General features: G+C 71.3%; 14 protein-coding genes. 6 read left to right on the forward strand and 8 right to left on the reverse strand.

What is annotated here, in order from left to right; translation table 11 throughout:
- The first annotated feature begins 53 nt into the window (after positions 1–53).
- The 4 genes from AB0D93_RS20850 to AB0D93_RS20865 all read left to right on the forward strand — a co-directional run bounded on the left by AB0D93_RS20850 (position 54) and on the right by AB0D93_RS20865 (position 3,304).
- Positions 54–500: an acyl-CoA dehydrogenase family protein gene (locus AB0D93_RS20850; RefSeq protein ID WP_362121300.1), complete on the forward strand. Its 447-nt coding sequence runs from the start codon at positions 54–56 to the stop codon at positions 498–500.
- The gene (locus AB0D93_RS20855) at positions 497–1,675 is read left to right on the forward strand and encodes a Glu/Leu/Phe/Val dehydrogenase dimerization domain-containing protein (RefSeq protein ID WP_362121302.1); all 1,179 of its coding nucleotides are present in this window, start codon (positions 497–499) and stop codon (positions 1,673–1,675) included. The genes AB0D93_RS20850 and AB0D93_RS20855 overlap by 4 nt, the downstream gene beginning before the upstream one ends.
- 160 nt (positions 1,676–1,835) lie before the next feature.
- Complete coding sequence (locus AB0D93_RS20860) at positions 1,836–2,573, forward strand: hypothetical protein (RefSeq protein ID WP_362121304.1); 738 nt, start codon at positions 1,836–1,838, stop codon at positions 2,571–2,573.
- A 116-nt stretch (positions 2,574–2,689) separates the two neighbouring features.
- Entirely contained in the window at positions 2,690–3,304 is a 615-nt protein-coding gene (locus tag AB0D93_RS20865) for a TetR/AcrR family transcriptional regulator (protein WP_362121306.1), read from the forward strand.
- A 239-nt stretch (positions 3,305–3,543) separates the two neighbouring features.
- Here the strand turns inward: AB0D93_RS20865 and AB0D93_RS20870 are convergent, their stop codons facing one another.
- Positions 3,544–4,329, reverse strand: a complete 786-nt coding sequence (locus tag AB0D93_RS20870; protein ID WP_362121308.1) for an SGNH/GDSL hydrolase family protein — start codon at positions 4,327–4,329, stop codon at positions 3,544–3,546.
- A 157-nt stretch (positions 4,330–4,486) separates the two neighbouring features.
- The gene (locus AB0D93_RS20875; protein WP_362121520.1) at positions 4,487–6,559 is read right to left on the reverse strand and encodes an alpha-galactosidase; all 2,073 of its coding nucleotides are present in this window, start codon (positions 6,557–6,559) and stop codon (positions 4,487–4,489) included.
- Between the two features lie 172 nt (positions 6,560–6,731).
- On the opposite strand from AB0D93_RS20875, the gene AB0D93_RS20880 reads away from it, so the two are divergent.
- Positions 6,732–7,529, forward strand: coding sequence for a tyrosine-protein phosphatase (locus tag AB0D93_RS20880; protein WP_362121310.1), 798 nt, complete (start codon positions 6,732–6,734; stop codon positions 7,527–7,529).
- Between the two features lie 31 nt (positions 7,530–7,560).
- Here the strand turns inward: AB0D93_RS20880 and AB0D93_RS20885 are convergent, their stop codons facing one another.
- Positions 7,561–7,683, reverse strand: a complete 123-nt coding sequence (locus AB0D93_RS20885; protein WP_362121313.1) for a DUF6126 family protein — start codon at positions 7,681–7,683, stop codon at positions 7,561–7,563.
- A complete protein-coding gene (locus AB0D93_RS20890; RefSeq protein WP_362121315.1) occupies positions 7,680–8,303 on the reverse strand; it encodes an XRE family transcriptional regulator in 624 nt (207 codons plus the stop codon). Before AB0D93_RS20890 ends, AB0D93_RS20885 begins: the two co-directional genes overlap by 4 nt.
- A gap of 128 nt (positions 8,304–8,431) precedes the next feature.
- On the opposite strand from AB0D93_RS20890, the gene AB0D93_RS20895 reads away from it, so the two are divergent.
- The gene (locus AB0D93_RS20895) at positions 8,432–8,722 is read left to right on the forward strand and encodes a hypothetical protein (protein WP_362121317.1); all 291 of its coding nucleotides are present in this window, start codon (positions 8,432–8,434) and stop codon (positions 8,720–8,722) included.
- Positions 8,723–8,788: 66 nt separating this feature from the next.
- Here AB0D93_RS20895 and AB0D93_RS20900 read toward each other — a convergent pair whose 3' ends face one another.
- Genes AB0D93_RS20900 through hpnH form a run of 4 tightly spaced genes read right to left on the reverse strand, consistent with a single transcriptional unit; the run spans position 8,789 to position 14,263 of the window.
- A complete protein-coding gene (locus AB0D93_RS20900; protein ID WP_362121319.1) occupies positions 8,789–10,174 on the reverse strand; it encodes an aspartate aminotransferase family protein in 1,386 nt (461 codons plus the stop codon).
- Complete coding sequence (gene dxs / locus AB0D93_RS20905) at positions 10,171–12,069, reverse strand: 1-deoxy-D-xylulose-5-phosphate synthase (protein ID WP_362121321.1); 1,899 nt, start codon at positions 12,067–12,069, stop codon at positions 10,171–10,173. The genes AB0D93_RS20900 and dxs overlap by 4 nt, the downstream gene beginning before the upstream one ends.
- A 33-nt stretch (positions 12,070–12,102) precedes the next feature.
- Positions 12,103–13,236 (reverse strand): flavodoxin-dependent (E)-4-hydroxy-3-methylbut-2-enyl-diphosphate synthase, encoded by a 1,134-nt coding sequence (gene ispG, locus AB0D93_RS20910; RefSeq protein WP_362121323.1) that lies wholly within the window; start codon positions 13,234–13,236, stop codon positions 12,103–12,105.
- A 4-nt stretch (positions 13,237–13,240) separates the two neighbouring features.
- On the reverse strand, positions 13,241–14,263 hold the full coding sequence (gene hpnH, locus AB0D93_RS20915; RefSeq protein ID WP_362121325.1) for an adenosyl-hopene transferase HpnH: 1,023 nt from the start codon (positions 14,261–14,263) through the stop codon (positions 13,241–13,243).
- Position 14,264: the final 1 nt, after the last annotated feature.

A 14,264-nucleotide genomic window follows, 5' to 3' on the forward strand; every position in this document is an offset into this window, starting at 1 on the left:
GATCTGCCCGGCCCCCTTGTCCGACCACCGTCCGCGGCCACCCTGGAGGCACCGTGTCCGACCTCCCCACCGAGCTGGTCCCGCTCCGCCCCGAACAGCGCGGCGTCGTCGCTCTCGCGCGCACCTTCGCGCGTGCGGAGACACGGCCACGCGCGCGTGCCGTGGACGAGGCCGACGTGGAGACGCCCTGGGACCTGTGGCGCGAGGCGGCCGCGGCCGGCATCACCGAGTCCTGCTACTACGGCACCCTCCCCCACCTCCCCCTCGGCCCGGAGGGCCGCTATCTGCACCCGACCGGCTTCGGCACCCTCGGCCACGCCCTGCCGGCCGCCCTCGGCGCCAAGGTCGCCGCACCGCACGACCTGCCCGCCCTGGCCCGCACCCACGGCGGACACGGCACGGGAGCGTGCGGCCCGTCCGCACTGGCGCGCGCCGTGACCGAGGCCCCCGGCCGGCCCGGCCGCACCACCCTGATCACCGTCCCCGAGGAGACCCCATGACCGCGCCCCTGATGTCGCTCGTCTGGACCGACCACGTCACCGGCCGCCAGGGCTTCCTCGTGGTGGACCGGCTGGTCCGGGGCGTGGCCAGCGGCGGGCTGCGCATGCGCCCCGGCTGCACCCTGGAGGAGGTGGCGGGGCTCGCCCGCGGCATGACGATGAAGGAGGCCCTGCACTACGACCCCGACGCCCGCTACGTGCCCCTCGGCGGCGCCAAGGGCGGCATCGACTGCGACCCCCAGGACCCGGCGGCGTACGGGCTGTTGGTGCGCTACCTGCGCGCCATGCGGCCGTACATCGAGAGCTTCTGGACCACCGGCGAGGACCTCGGCCTCACCCAGGACCTGGTCGACCGCGCGGCCGCCGAGGCGGGTCTGGTCTCCTCCGTCCAGGCGGTCTACCCGCTGCTGGACGACGAGGCGGCGGCCCGGGCACGGCTCGCCGACGCCTTCGCGGTCGAGGTGGACGGCATCGGCCTGGACGAGCTGTCCGGTGGCTGCGGGGTCGCCGAGTCGGTGCTCGCGGCGCTGGACCGGGCGGCCGTGCCGTACACGGGCACGCGCGTGGCCGTGCAGGGACTCGGCACGATGGGCGGGGCCACCGCACGGTTCCTCGCGCGCGCGGGACTGACGGTGGTGGCGGTCGCCGACGTCAAGGGCACGATCGCCAATCCCGCGGGCCTGGATGTCGAGGCGCTGCTGACCGCGCGGGACGGGTACGGCACCGTCGACCGCCGTGTGCTGCGCCCCGGCGACCGGGAACTGCCCGGCGACGCCTGGCTGTCCGCCGACGCGGAGGTGCTCGTGCCGGCCGCCGTGTCGTACGCGATCGACTCGGCCGACCAGGAACGGATCCGCGCCCGCTGGATCGTCGAGGCGGCCAACATGCCGGTGCTGCCGGAGGCGGAGGAACTGCTGGCCGCGCGCGGGGTGACCGTGCTGCCGGACGTGGTGGTCAACTCCGGTACGAACGCCTGGTGGTGGTGGACCCTGTTCGGTGACATCGGCGCGGACGCCGAGGAGGCCTTCGCCCACATCCGGCGCTCGATGCGCGCCCTGATCGATCTGGTGCTCGCGCGCGCGGAGGCCGACGGCACGACCCCGCGCGCGGCCGCGCACGCCCTGGTGACCGACCGGCTGCCGGTGATCGCGGACCGCTTCGGGTGGTACCGGTGACCGGCCCGGGCGAGCCCCCGGACGCGCTGTCCGACTCACGGGCGGACTCCTACGGGCGCGGGCTGACGCCTACGACGGGGGGTGGCGGTGGCACGGGTGGCCGACGGTGACGGCGAGGTCGTCGGCGCCCTCTCCCGGCCGGCCGGGGGAGAATGCCGGCATGGCAATGGCACGGCACTGGTACTCCTCGTCGCCCGTGGTGGACGGGCTCCCGCTCCTGCACGAGCCGGGTTTCTGGCCCGCGCACCTGGCGGACCTTTCCGAGGGCTTCCCGCCGGAGGCCTTCGGCGCCGACGCGGGCGACGCGGGGGCCATGCTGGACAAGCTCCACGACCCGTCGGCGTGGCCGGCGTTCACGGTGCCCCTGGCCGGCGGCTTCACGATCGTCGTGCACTACAACAGCGGTGAGGAGTTCACGAGCACGGACTACTTCCTCACGCACCCCGAGTGGAGCCAGGATCTCGTCCTGGCCTGCGACGACCAGGACCGCATCGGTCCGGGGCTGTGCTGGCCGGAGCTCGCCGCCCTGCTGGAGGCGCCGCCCGGCGCCGTCGGTGTCACCGACACCCATGCCCGGCTCCTTCTCCTCCTTCCGGTCCTGGGAGACACCGCGCGCCCGGAAGGTGCTGTGGCGGCCGTGGTCCGGGCCCTGGTCGCTCAGGGCGCTCCCGATTCGAGTGAGGCGTTGGCCAGGCACCTGCTCCAGGGGCACCCCATGTGGGGCGCCCAGGGCTGGTGGTTCGACGAGGATGAGCGGAGCTGGATCTGCGAAGGCGACCACAGTCCGCGCAAGGTGCCCTTGGGCGACCACCTGCCGGAACGGCTGCGAGCCGCACTCGAAGTCTGCCTCACTCCTGGCCCACGGGCCCGGCCCGAGCCTGGGACGGCGTCGGGGTGATCCGCTCATGGGCTTCCCTCAGCCCGGGGGACCGAAGGCGTCGGTTCCGCACTCGAAGAGCCCGAAGGAACCAGGCCCCTTCGGTGCCGCCCTTGGCGACGGATTAGGGTGACCGCGTGGCGAGAGTGCGGTTGAGCGTGGCCGAGCGGCGGGAGGAACTGCTGCGGGCTGCCATCGGGCAGATCGAGGCGCGGGGCGTGGCGGCGGTCAGGATCGCCGACGTGGCCGCGGTGCTCGGGGTGAGCAACGCGCTGGTGCTGTACCACTTCTCGACCAAGGAGAAGCTGGTCGCGGCGGCGTTCACCTACGCGGCGGAGGACGATCTCGCGCATCTGCGCAAGCTGCTGGGCCGGCGGACGTCCGCGCTGCGCCGGCTGCGGGCCGCGGTGCGCTGGTACGCGCCGACCGGGCAGGCCAAGGGCTGGCGGCTGTGGATCGAGGGCTGGGCCGTGGCCCTGCGCGAACCCGCCCTGCGGGAGGTCACGCGGGACCTGGACAAGCAGTGGAAGGCGGCGATCACCGAGGTCATCGCCGAGGGCGTGGCGGCGGGCGAGTTCGCCTGCGCCGACCCCACCGGGGCCGCGCTGCGGCTGACCGCGCTGCTGGACGGGCTGGCCGTCCAGCTGACGTCGTATCCGGGAGCGGTGCCGCGGACACGGGCACAGGAGTGGGCCGACGACGCCCTCGCGCGCGAACTGGGCCTGGAACGGAGCGCGTTGACCGAGCGCTAGGCCGGCCTGTGGCAGTGCCGGCCGCGATGTGCCGTGCACCGGCGGACCGCGGTCGGCGCCGCGCACTTCGCACGGGCGCGCCACCCTGCCCTCGCCAGGAGCCCGGCGCCACCACGGGGTGGCCCGGCCGACCGGGACCCACACCACCGGCGGACCGCGTCAGGGGAACGCCGGGCGCGAAGACGGACGCGCCCCGCCCCGGGAGTCAAGTCGTGTGGGGCGGAGCGTGGTTGGGCGGGTCAGGCCACGGAGGCGATCCGCATCTTGATGTCGTCCGGGGACAGGGTGCCCTTCGCCGTGACGTGGTCGCCCGAGGACTCGCCGCGCAGGCGGCGGCCGATCCACGGGACGAGGTACTCACGGGCCCAGTGGACGTCGTCGCGGCGGATGTCCAGGGTGCCCCGGGGCGGCAGCGGCGGCCACGGCTGCTCCGGGTCGGCCGGCACCTCCAGGCCGAGGGCCTGACCCGCGCGCAGCGCCACGCGCGTGTGCCCCTCGGGCGAGAGGTGGAGCCGGTCGTCGTCCCAGGCCCTGCGGTCCTGCACGGACTTCAGGGACCACAGGTCGAGCACGGGGCAGCCGTACCGGTCGGCGATGGCGCGGACGTGCCCGTTGTACGTGGCGATCTTGCCCCGCAGATGCTTGAGCACGGGGACGCCACGGGTGTCGAAGCCGGTCGTCACCATCACCGTGCCGGCCACCTCGGCCAGCCGCGACACGGCCCGCTCGAAGCGCTCGGCCACCTCGTCCGGGTCGGTGCCGGGGCGGATGATGTCGTTGCCGCCCGCGCAGAAGGAGACCAGGTCCGGGGCCAGTTCGACGGCCCGTGGGAGCTGGTCCTGCACGATCTGGTCGAGCAGCTTCCCGCGGACCGCGAGATTGGTGTACTTGAAGTCGCCCTCGGGACGCCGGTCGGCGAGCAGGACCGCGAAACGGTCGGCCCAGCCGACGAAGGCTCCGTCGGGCCCGGGGTCGCCGACGCCCTCGGTGAAGCTGTCCCCCACCGCCACGTACGACCCGATCATTGATCTGTTGTCATTCTTCGAATCGTCTGCCACGTCGGACCATGATTCACCTTTGGATGTGACCTACGCGACCGTAAGGCGGGGTTGACGAACGGTGAGAAGTGACACTCCTAAATAATTTGCCATTCGGGAATACGGCGCTTTCGGAGATCGACGCTCAGACGCGGCGCAGCCGGAGGACCGTCGCGTCCAGGTCGCCCTGGAGTCGCGTGCGCAGCCCGTGGTGCAGCAGGACGGCACCCCGGTGCACTTCACCCGTTTCACGGCATTCGTAGGACGCCGTCGGGTCGAGTCCGCGCAGCCGCAGCGCCGGCACCGGCTCACCGTAGCTCTGCGCCTGGAGCCAGGCGAGGACCACCGTCTCGTCACCCCGGACGTACTGGACGGCACTCAGCCCGCCGGCCGGGGGCCGCAGCCGGTACAGGTCGCCGTGCTGGACGACGGGGCGGATCTCCTTGTAGAGGGCGACCCACTCACGCGCCTCGGCCAGCTCCTCGGCGGTCCACCCGGTGAGGTCGCCGCCGACCCCGAGCACGCCCGCCATGGCGCTGACGAAGCGGAACCGCAGGGAGCTGACCCGGCCGTTGAGCTGGGTGTTCGGACTGTCGGTGACCCAGGCGGCCATGACCCGGGCGGGGTGGATCTGGGTGAAGCCGTGCTGGATGGCGAGCCGGTCGAGCGGGTCGGTGTTGTCGGAGGTCCACACCTGGTCGGTGCGGCTCAGCACGCCGAGGTCGATCCGGCCGCCGCCGCCCGAGCAGGACTCGAAGGCGACCTGCGGGTGGGCCGCGCGCAGCCGGTCCAGCAGCGCGTACAGGGCGCGGACGTGGTCCACCCACAGGCGCTGCGGGTACGGCTCGCCGGGCCAGCCCGCGTCGGTGAAGCAGCGGTTGAAGTCCCACTTCACATAGTCGATCGGCGCGCTGGAGAGCAGCGTGTCCAACTGCTCCCAGAGGTAGTCCTGGACGTCCTCGCGGGCGAGGTTGAGCACGAGCTGGTTGCGCAGCTCCGTCCGCTTCCGCCCCGGCTGGAACTGCACCCAGTCGGGGTGCGCGCGGTACAGGTCGCTGTCGGCGTTGACCATCTCCGGCTCGACCCAGATGCCGAACTGCATACCGAGGCCGTGCACCCGGTCGGCCAGCGGCTTCAGGCCCCGCGGGAAGCGGTCGGGGTTCGGGGTCCAGTCGCCGAGCCCGGCGTGGTCGCTGGTGCGGGCGCCGAACCAGCCGTCGTCCACCACGAACAGCTCCACGCCGATCTCGGCGGCCCGGTGGGCGAGCGCGAGCTGCTGCTCCTCGGAGATGTCGAAGTTCGTCGCCTCCCAGGAGTTGAACAGCACCGGCCGGTCCCGGCCGGCGTCCGGGACGACGTGCGCGCGCTGGTAGGCGTGCCAGGTGCGGCTGGCACCGCCGAAGCCTCCGTCGCTCCACAGGCCGGCGAAGACCGGGGTGGTGTACGACTCCCCCGGCTGGAGGAGCAGCAGGCCCGAGTCGTCGTGGCCGGCACCGCCCGTGATCTGCACGCGTGCGTCCGGAAGTTGGGCGACCGCGATGCGCCAGGAGCCGGACCAGCCGAGCGCGCAGCCGTAGACCTCGCCGTGCTCCTCGGTGGCGTCGGTGTCGAGCGCGACCCAGGGCAGGTGCTGGTGACCGGTGTGGCCGCGGCGGCTGCCGATGACCTTCTCGCCGTAGGTGAGGGGGGCCGCGGTGAGCAGGGACTCGGCGGCCCAGCGGCCGTGCAGCTGCGACAGCCGCCAGCCCTCGCGGTCGGGCAGGGTCCAGGTGGCCGCGTCGGCGCGCAGCAGCTCCACGCGCGCGTGCGAGCCGTTCGCCACGGTGACCCACCGCTCGACGACGTCACCGCGCATCCGGTAGTGCAGGGTGACGGCGATGCCGTCGTCGTCGAAGCGCAGCCGCAGTTCGTCGCCCTCGGTCTCGTGCGCCCGGAACCTCCACTCCGTGCCGCGACGCTCGTCGGTCCGCAGGGACAGGGCGGGGCGGACGAAGCGCGGGCCGCCCTCGACGGGGTACTCCTCGCGCCCGTCGAGCGGGGACTCGAAGGGCCAGTAGCCGGGCAGCGGGTCCTGGGCCAGGGCCACCGCGTCCGCGAGGGTGACGCGCGGCCCCCAGTGCAGGTGGAGCAGTTCGTCCGCGTCGGTGAGATGCAGGGCGTAGCTACTGGTGGGCCCCGACAGGAGCCAGGTACGACCGTCTTCGGCGATGTCCACCACGTGTGACCTCACAGGTGCCAACAGATCCGCTCAAGTGCCAACATCATCAGGGGACGCAGCCCCTGGTGACAATGCCTGTGGACAACTCCTTGCCCGAGGAAACCGATGTCGTATGGTCGACGGAGCGCCCGCCGCGAACAGCGACGGCGGGGTCCTACCGGGAGGAGCCCCCGTGACGCAGCAGATCCCGTCGACCGAGCCGGAGCTGGCCGGAGTGCGCAATTTCCGCGACGTGGGCGGGCTGCCGGCCGCGGACGGACGGCGGGTGCGCCACGGGGTGCTGTTCCGCAGCGGGCATCTGGCGCACGCGACGGAGGACGACGCGGCCTTCCTCGCCTCCCTGGGCCTGCACACGATCTTCGACTTCCGCAACGCCGCCGACCACAAGCTGGAGGGCCCGGACGTCGAGCTCCCCGGCGTGCGGAACGTGAACCTGCCGCTGAGCGATCCTGCGGACGGCGCCGAGTTCTGGAAGATGGTCCGCGACGGCGACCTCGACCAGTTGCGCGGCATCCTCGCCGACGGCAAGGGTGCGGCCCGGATGATCGCCTCGTACCGGTCGATCGTCAAGGAGCGCACCGCCGAGCACTCCCGGGTGCTGCACGCGCTCGCCGAGGACAGCGTGCCCGCCCTGATGCACTGCGCGGCGGGCAAGGACCGCGCGGGCATCTCCATAGCCGTGACACTCCTCGCGGTGGGCGTGGAGCGTGAGGCGATCGTCACGGACTACCTGGAGTCCAACGCCAAGCACCGGCGCTACAAGGTCCGCCGCAGCGGCAGCGCGGAGACCGCGTACACCCCGGAGATCATGGAACTGCTCAGCCCGCTCTTCGACGCCCGGGCCGAGTACCTCCAGGCGGCGTTCGAGACCATCGAGCAGACCTGGGGCGGGGTGGACACCTACCTGACGCAGGGCCTGGGGCTCACTGCCGCGGCCAGGGACCGGCTCCGCGAGCGCCTGCTGGACTGAACGGCCACGGCCCTCCCCGGCGGGATCCCGGTCAGCTCTTCGCCCCTACCGCGAACAGCAGGTAGAGGAAGCCGGCCAGGACATGGCCGAGGGCGATGTAGATGATCAGGCGAACCCACAGGGCACGGGGGAACTTGGTCTCGAGGTTGCTCATGGCAGCTCTCCGGTCAGCGGCCCCAGGCACAGCGTGGCCGTGGGACTCTGCAGCAGGGTGTGGACGAACAGCAGCTCGACGCCGTCCTGGTTCTCGGCGGCGAGGCGGTGCGGGGTGAGCGAGTCGAAGTGCGCGCTGTCACCGGGCGCGAGCAGGTGCACGGTGTCCCCGAGGCGCAGCCGCAGCCGGCCACTGAGGACGTGGAGCCACTCCTCGCCCGGGTGGACCCGCACGATGTCGCCCTGCGAGCCGTACGGCACGCGCACGCGCAGGGCCTGCATGCCGCGGCCGGGCGCCCCCGCCTGGAAGTATGTCCAGCCGCCCGCACGGGTCGGCTCCATGTCGCCGGCCCTGATGACCGCGTCCCGGTCGGCGACCGTCTCACCCAGCAGTTCGGATACGGTCGTACCGTAGATGCGGGCGAGGGACAGCAGCATCGGCAGCGACGGCTGCCGCTGTCCCGTCTCCAGCCGGGACAGATGGGCCGGTGAGAGTCCGGCGGCGCGGGCCGCGGCCTCCAGGGTGAGGCCGGTGCGTCGGCGCAGTCCGCGCAGCTGTGGCGCCACGGCGGGCAGCTCGTCGCCCGGGCCCGCCGGTGGCGCGGCGTCTGAGGCGTTCATGCCTCCATTCAGCCCGAATCTTGCCTGGTTGGCAATTTTCTTGCCCGTGAGGCAAAAAGCAAGGTCCCGACTCCTGGCCTGCTACGATCGAACCCAAGTTTTGAACGCGTTCAAAATAGGGGGATGTCATGCAGCACGGCGCCACACCCGACGGAGCCGACACACCCGCCGCCCTGCTCGGTCCCGTCTCGTTCGGGCTGGGTCTCGCCGCCGCGGCCGGCCTGTGGCCGCCGCTCACGTTCTACCTGTTCCCCGTGATGCTCATCTGCGGCGCACTCGCCTTCGCCCTCGGCCTGGCGGGGATCCACTACGCCTTCCGCGGCATCGGCAGGATGTGGATGGCCGCCACCGGGGCACTCCTGGGGGCGCTCGGCTTCGCCTGGCCCGTCTTCCTGTTCACACAGGTCTACTGGATGTGACCGCCTGACGGGCCCGCGTCCCGCCCCGAGCCGTGCCGGTGCGGGACCCGGGCGCGGGCGGCCGGGTCAGCGATTGGCCACGGCCTGTTTGATGAGGGTCTTGCCGAAGTCCCACATCAGGCCGCCGCCGCTGTGCGCGTCGTCCATCACCGCGGTGAAGGCGTCCACGAACCGGTCGACGTCCGCCTCGTCGATGATCAGCGGCGGGATCAGCTTGATCACCTCCAGGTGGTCGCCGGAGACCTGGGTGAGGATCCGGTGCTTCTGCAGCAGCGGTACGACGACCATCTGGGCGAACAGCCCCTTGCGGGCGGCCTGGAGCATGGTCCAGCGGCTGCGCAGCTTCAGCGAGGACGGCCTGCCGAACTCGATGCCGATCATCAGACCCCGGCCGCGGACGTCGGCGAGCAGCTCGTACCTGGCGATCAGCGCGGTCAGCCGGGACTTCAGCAGCTCGCCGGTCCTGCGTACGCCCGCGACGATCTGCTCGTTCTCCATGACCGACAGGACGGCGAGTCCGCACGCCATCGCCTGGGCGTTGGAACCGAAGCTCGCCGAGTGGACCAGTACGCGGTCCATGGACGAGTAGACCTTCCTGAAGATCCAGTCCTTGCCGAGCGTGGCGCCGACGGGGACGTAGCCGCCGGACAGGGCCTTGGCCACGCACACCAGGTCGGGTTCTACGCCTTCCTCGTGCTGGTAGGCGTAGAAGTCACCGGTGCGGCCGAGACCGGTCTGCACCTCGTCGGCGATGAGCAGCGCCCTGTGCTTGTGCAACAGCTCCTGGGCGGACCGCAGATAGCCGGGCGGGGCCTCGTGCACCCCCTTGCCCTGGATCGGCTCCACGATCAGGGCGGCCACGTCGCCCTTCATCAACTCCCGCGCCAGGGCGTCGAGATCACCGAGCGGTACGGCGGTGTCCGGCAGCAGCGGGGCGAAGCCGTCGCGGAAGCCGCTCTCCCCGTTGACCGACAGGGAGCCGGTGGTCAGGCCGTGGAAGGCGTGGTCGCAGTAGAGGACACGGGGCTTGCCGGTGGCGTACCGGGCGAACTTCAGGGCCGTCTCGACGGCCTCCGTACCGCTGTTGCCGAAGAACACCCGGTCCAGGTGCGGGCTGTGGGCGAGGAGCCGTTCGGCGAGCAGACCGGGCAGCGGCTGGCAGTCGAAGCGGGTGAGGTCGGCGAGGTCCAGGTCGAGGACGTCGTGCAGCGCCTTGCGGACGACCGGGTGGTGGCGGCCCAGGCCCATCACCCCGAACCCGGCGAGCATGTCCAGGTGGTCGTTGCCGTCCGCGTCGAAGAAGTGGGCGCCCTCGGCCCGCTCGTAGACCTTGTCGAAGCCGATGGTGTGCAGCATGCGCGGGAGCTGCGGGTTGAGGTACCTGGTGTGCAGCTCGTAGCGTTCGGCTCCGCGCTCGGCGAGCAGGGCGCCGAGGTCGAACTCCGTGGTCATTCACTCTCCTTGGCTGTGCCGTCCGCATCCTTGACGGCCAGGCTTGCGCTGATCCGCCCCGCGATCTCGACGGGCGTGAGACCGATGTCGGCCAGCACCTCGCTCCGCTTGGCGTGTGCGAGGAACTGCTCCGGAATGCCGAACCGGCGTACCGGCACGTCCACGTCGGCGTCGCCCAGGGCCAGCGCCACGGCCGAACCGACGCCCGCGGAGCGGCTGTTGTCCTCCACCACGGCCACCAGCCGGTGCTCGGCGGCGAGGCCCGGCAGCGAGGGGTCGACGGGCTTGACCCAACGGGGGTCCACCACCGTGCAGTTGATGCCGCGCGCCTCGAGGAGGTCGGCGGCCTGCAGGCACACCGGCGCCATCACGCCGACGGCGACCAGCAGCACCTCGGGGAGTTCGGCCCGGTGCAGCACGTCCATTCCGCCGACCCGGTCGAGCGCCGGGACCGCGGGGCCGACCGACTCCTTCGGGAAGCGGACCAGGGTGGGCGCGTCGTCCACGGCGACGGCCTCGCGCAGCTCGGCACGCAGCTGGTCGGCGTCGCGCGGCGCGGCGATCCTGAGGCCGGGGACGACCTGCAGCACCGACATGTCCCACATGCCGTTGTGGGAGGCTCCGTCGGCGCCGGTGACGCCGGCCCGGTCGAGGACGAAGGTGACCCCGCAGCGGTGCAGGGCGACGTCCATCAGCAGCTGGTCGAAGGCACGGTTGAGGAAGGTGGCGTAGACGGCGACGACCGGGTGCAGCCCGCCGGTGGCGAGGCCGGCCGCGGAGACGGCCGCGTGCTGCTCGGCGATGCCCACGTCCCACACCCGGTCCGGGAAACGCTCGGCGAACTTGCCGAGACCGACCGGATGGAGCATGGCCGCGGTGATGGCGACGACGTCGTCCCGTTCCTCGCCGATCGACACGATCTCGTCGCCGAACACCGAAGTCCAGGACGGGCCGCCTGCGGGGGCGAGGGGCTCGCAGGTCAGCGGGTCCATCGCGCCGACGGTGTGGAAGTGGTCCTCCTCGTCGGCGAGGGCGGGCTCGTAGCCGCGGCCCTTCTCGGTGAGGCAGTGGACCAGGACGGGGCCGTGGAAGCGTTTCGCGCGGCGCAGCGCCGACTCGACGGCCCTGATGTCGTGGCCGTCGATCGGGCCGACGTACTTCAGGCCCAGGTCCTCGAACATGCCCTGCGGGGCGAAGGCGTCCTTGAAGCCCTTCTTCGCGCCGTGCAGGGACTCGTAGACCGTGTTCCCGACGACCGGGGTGCGCAGCAGCACACCCTTGCCCCAGGCGAGGACCTTCTCGTAGCCGTCGGTGGTGCGCAGGGTGGCCAGGTGGTTGGCGAGACCGCCGATGGTCGGGGCGTAGGAGCGTTCGTTGTCGTTGACGACGATGATCAGCGGGCGGTCCTTGGCGGCCGCGATGTTGTTCAGCGCCTCCCAGGCCATGCCGCCGGTCAGGGCGCCGTCGCCGATGACGGCGACCACATGGCCCTTCTCCCCCTGCACCTGGTTGGCCTTGGCGAGACCGTCGGCCCAGCCGAGCGCGGTGGAGGCGTGGCTGTTCTCGATGACGTCGTGCTCGGACTCCTCGCGCGAGGGGTAGCCGGACAGCCCGCCCTTGCCGCGCAGCTTGGAGAAGTCCTGACGCCCGGTCAGCAGCTTGTGGACGTACGACTGGTGGCCGGTGTCCCACAGGATGCGGTCGACGGGGGACTCGAAGACCCGGTGGAGCGCGACCGTCAGTTCCACCACCCCCAGATTGGGCCCGAGGTGACCACCGGTCCTCGCCACCGCGTGCACCAGGAACTCACGTATTTCCTCGGACAGTTCACCGAGTTCCGCCTCGGACAGCGCCTTCAGGTCGCGTGGTCCCCGGATGCTCTCCAGAATGGTCACGCTGGGCCCCCTCTCGGTCCGTGCCGTGCTTGATCAACTCACTTCGTCTGCGGGACTCGTCCGCTCGGCGAGCTTCATGGCCTCCTCGATCAGGGTCTCGACGATCTTCGACTCGGGCACGGTCTTGATGACCTCGCCCTTCACGAAGATCTGCCCCTTTCCGTTGCCCGAGGCAACTCCGAGGTCGGCTTCGCGGGCCTCGCCCGGGCCGTTCACCACGCACCCCATCACCGCGACCCTGAGCGGCACCTCCATGCCGTCCAGGCCCGCCGTGACCTCCTCGGCGAGCTTGTAGACGTCGACCTGGGCCCGGCCGCAGGACGGACAGGAGACGATCTCCAGCCGCCGCTGCCTGAGGCCGAGCGACTGAAGGATCTGGATGCCGACCTTGACCTCCTCCACGGGCGGCGCGCTCAGGGAGACGCGGATCGTGTCGCCGATGCCCCGGGACAGCAGGGCCCCGAAGGCCACGGCCGACTTGATCGTGCCCTGGAACGCGGGACCGGCCTCCGTCACACCGAGGTGGAGCGGGTAGTCGCAGGCGTCGGCGAGCTGCCGGTAGGCCTCGATCATCACGACCGGGTCGTTGTGCTTGACGGAGATCTTGATGTCGCGGAAGTCGTGCTCCTCGAAGAGCGACGCCTCCCACAGCGCGGACTCGACCAGCGCCTCCGGGGTGGCCCTGCCGTACTTCTGGAGCAACCGCCGGTCCAGGGAACCGGCGTTGACCCCGATCCGGATCGGCGTGCCGTGGTCCTTGGCGGCGCGCGCGATCTCCTTCACCTGGTCGTCGAACTTCTTGATGTTGCCCGGGTTGACCCGGACCGCGGCGCAGCCGGCCTCGATCGCCGCGAAGACGTACTTCGGCTGGAAGTGGATGTCCGCGATCACCGGGATCTGCGACTTGCGGGCGATGGTGGCGAGGGCGTCCGCGTCGTCCTGCGTGGGGCAGGCGACACGGACGATCTGGCAGCCGGACGCGGTGAGTTCGGCGATCTGCTGCAGGGTGGCGCCGATGTCCGACGTACGGGTCGTGGTCATCGACTGCACCGACACCGGGGCTCCGCCCCCGACCGCCACCGGCCCGACGTGGATCTGCCGCGACCGCCGTCGCGGTGCGACCGGCCGGGCCGGTACCTCGGGAACGCCCAAGGGAACGGCGGTCATCGCGTCACTCCCGGTTTCCGGAGACGGTCTCGCGCATGGCCCGCAGCGACTCCTTCAGGGAGCCCATGGTGGCGAGGACCGCGGTGGGCTCGTAGCCGCAGTGCGCCATGCAGTTGGCGCAGCGCGGGTCCTTGCCGCGGCCGTACTTGTCCCAGTCCGTCTTCTCGATGAGTTCCCGGTACGTCGGCACGTACCCGTCGCTCATCAGGTAGCAGGGGCGCTGCCAGCCGAAGAGCGAGTAGTTCGGGATCGCCCACGCGGTGCACGGGAAGTCGACCTTGCCCTCGAGGAAGTCCAGGAAGAGCGGGGAGTGGTTGAGCCGCCACTTCCTGCGGTTGCCGCCCGCGAAGGCCTTCTTGAACAGCTCCCGGGTCTGCTCCACGCCGAGGAAGTGCTCCTGGTCGGGAGCCTTCTCGTAGGCGTAGGCGGGCGAGATCATCATCTCGTCGACCTTCAGGTCGTCGTTGAGGAAGTTGAGCACCTCGATGATGGTCTGCGGGGTGTCGGTGTTGAAGAAGGTGGAGTTGGTGGTCACCCGGAAGCCGCGCCGCTTGGCCTCCTTGATGGCCTCCACCGCCTCGTCGAACACCCCCTCCTTGGCGACGGACTCGTCGTGCCGTTCACGCAGCCCGTCGATGTGCACGGCGAAGGCGAAGTAGGGAGAGGGCTTGAATTTGTCCATCTTCTTGCGCAACAGCATCGCGTTGGTGCACAGGAAGACGTACTTCCGCCTGGCCACCAACTGGCGCACGATCTCGTCGATCTGAGGATGCATCAGAGGCTCGCCGCCGGCGATGGAGACCATCGGCGCACCGGACTCCAGCACCGCGCCCACGGCCTGGGCGACGGGCATGCGCTGCTTGAGCACGCCGGCCGGGTGCTGGATCTTGCCGCAGCCCTCGCACTTGAGGTTGCAGGCGAAGAGCGGTTCCAGCTCGACGATCAGCGGAAACTTGTCGCGCCTGCGGAGCTTTTGTTCCGCGAGGTACGTAGCGACCTTGATGGACTGACGCAACGGCATGGCCATC

The organism is Streptomyces sp. NPDC048191, assembly GCF_040652655.1.
In the GTDB taxonomy this organism is placed as follows: domain Bacteria; phylum Actinomycetota; class Actinomycetes; order Streptomycetales; family Streptomycetaceae; genus Streptomyces.

Coding starts and splice junctions, on each gene's coding strand:
- hpnH (WP_362121325.1), bottom strand. CDS start 14,263: ATGGCCATGCCGTTGCGTCAGTCCATCAAGGTCGCTACGTACCTCGCG.
- AB0D93_RS20890 (WP_362121315.1), bottom strand. CDS start 8,303: ATGAACGCCTCAGACGCCGCGCCACCGGCGGGCCCGGGCGACGAGCTG.
- AB0D93_RS20895 (WP_362121317.1), top strand. CDS start 8,432: ATGCAGCACGGCGCCACACCCGACGGAGCCGACACACCCGCCGCCCTG.
- AB0D93_RS20860 (WP_362121304.1), top strand. CDS start 1,836: ATGGCAATGGCACGGCACTGGTACTCCTCGTCGCCCGTGGTGGACGGG.
- AB0D93_RS20855 (WP_362121302.1), top strand. CDS start 497: ATGACCGCGCCCCTGATGTCGCTCGTCTGGACCGACCACGTCACCGGC.
- AB0D93_RS20900 (WP_362121319.1), bottom strand. CDS start 10,174: ATGACCACGGAGTTCGACCTCGGCGCCCTGCTCGCCGAGCGCGGAGCC.
- ispG (WP_362121323.1), bottom strand. CDS start 13,236: ATGACCGCCGTTCCCTTGGGCGTTCCCGAGGTACCGGCCCGGCCGGTC.
- AB0D93_RS20885 (WP_362121313.1), bottom strand. CDS start 7,683: ATGAGCAACCTCGAGACCAAGTTCCCCCGTGCCCTGTGGGTTCGCCTG.
- AB0D93_RS20870 (WP_362121308.1), bottom strand. CDS start 4,329: ATGATCGGGTCGTACGTGGCGGTGGGGGACAGCTTCACCGAGGGCGTC.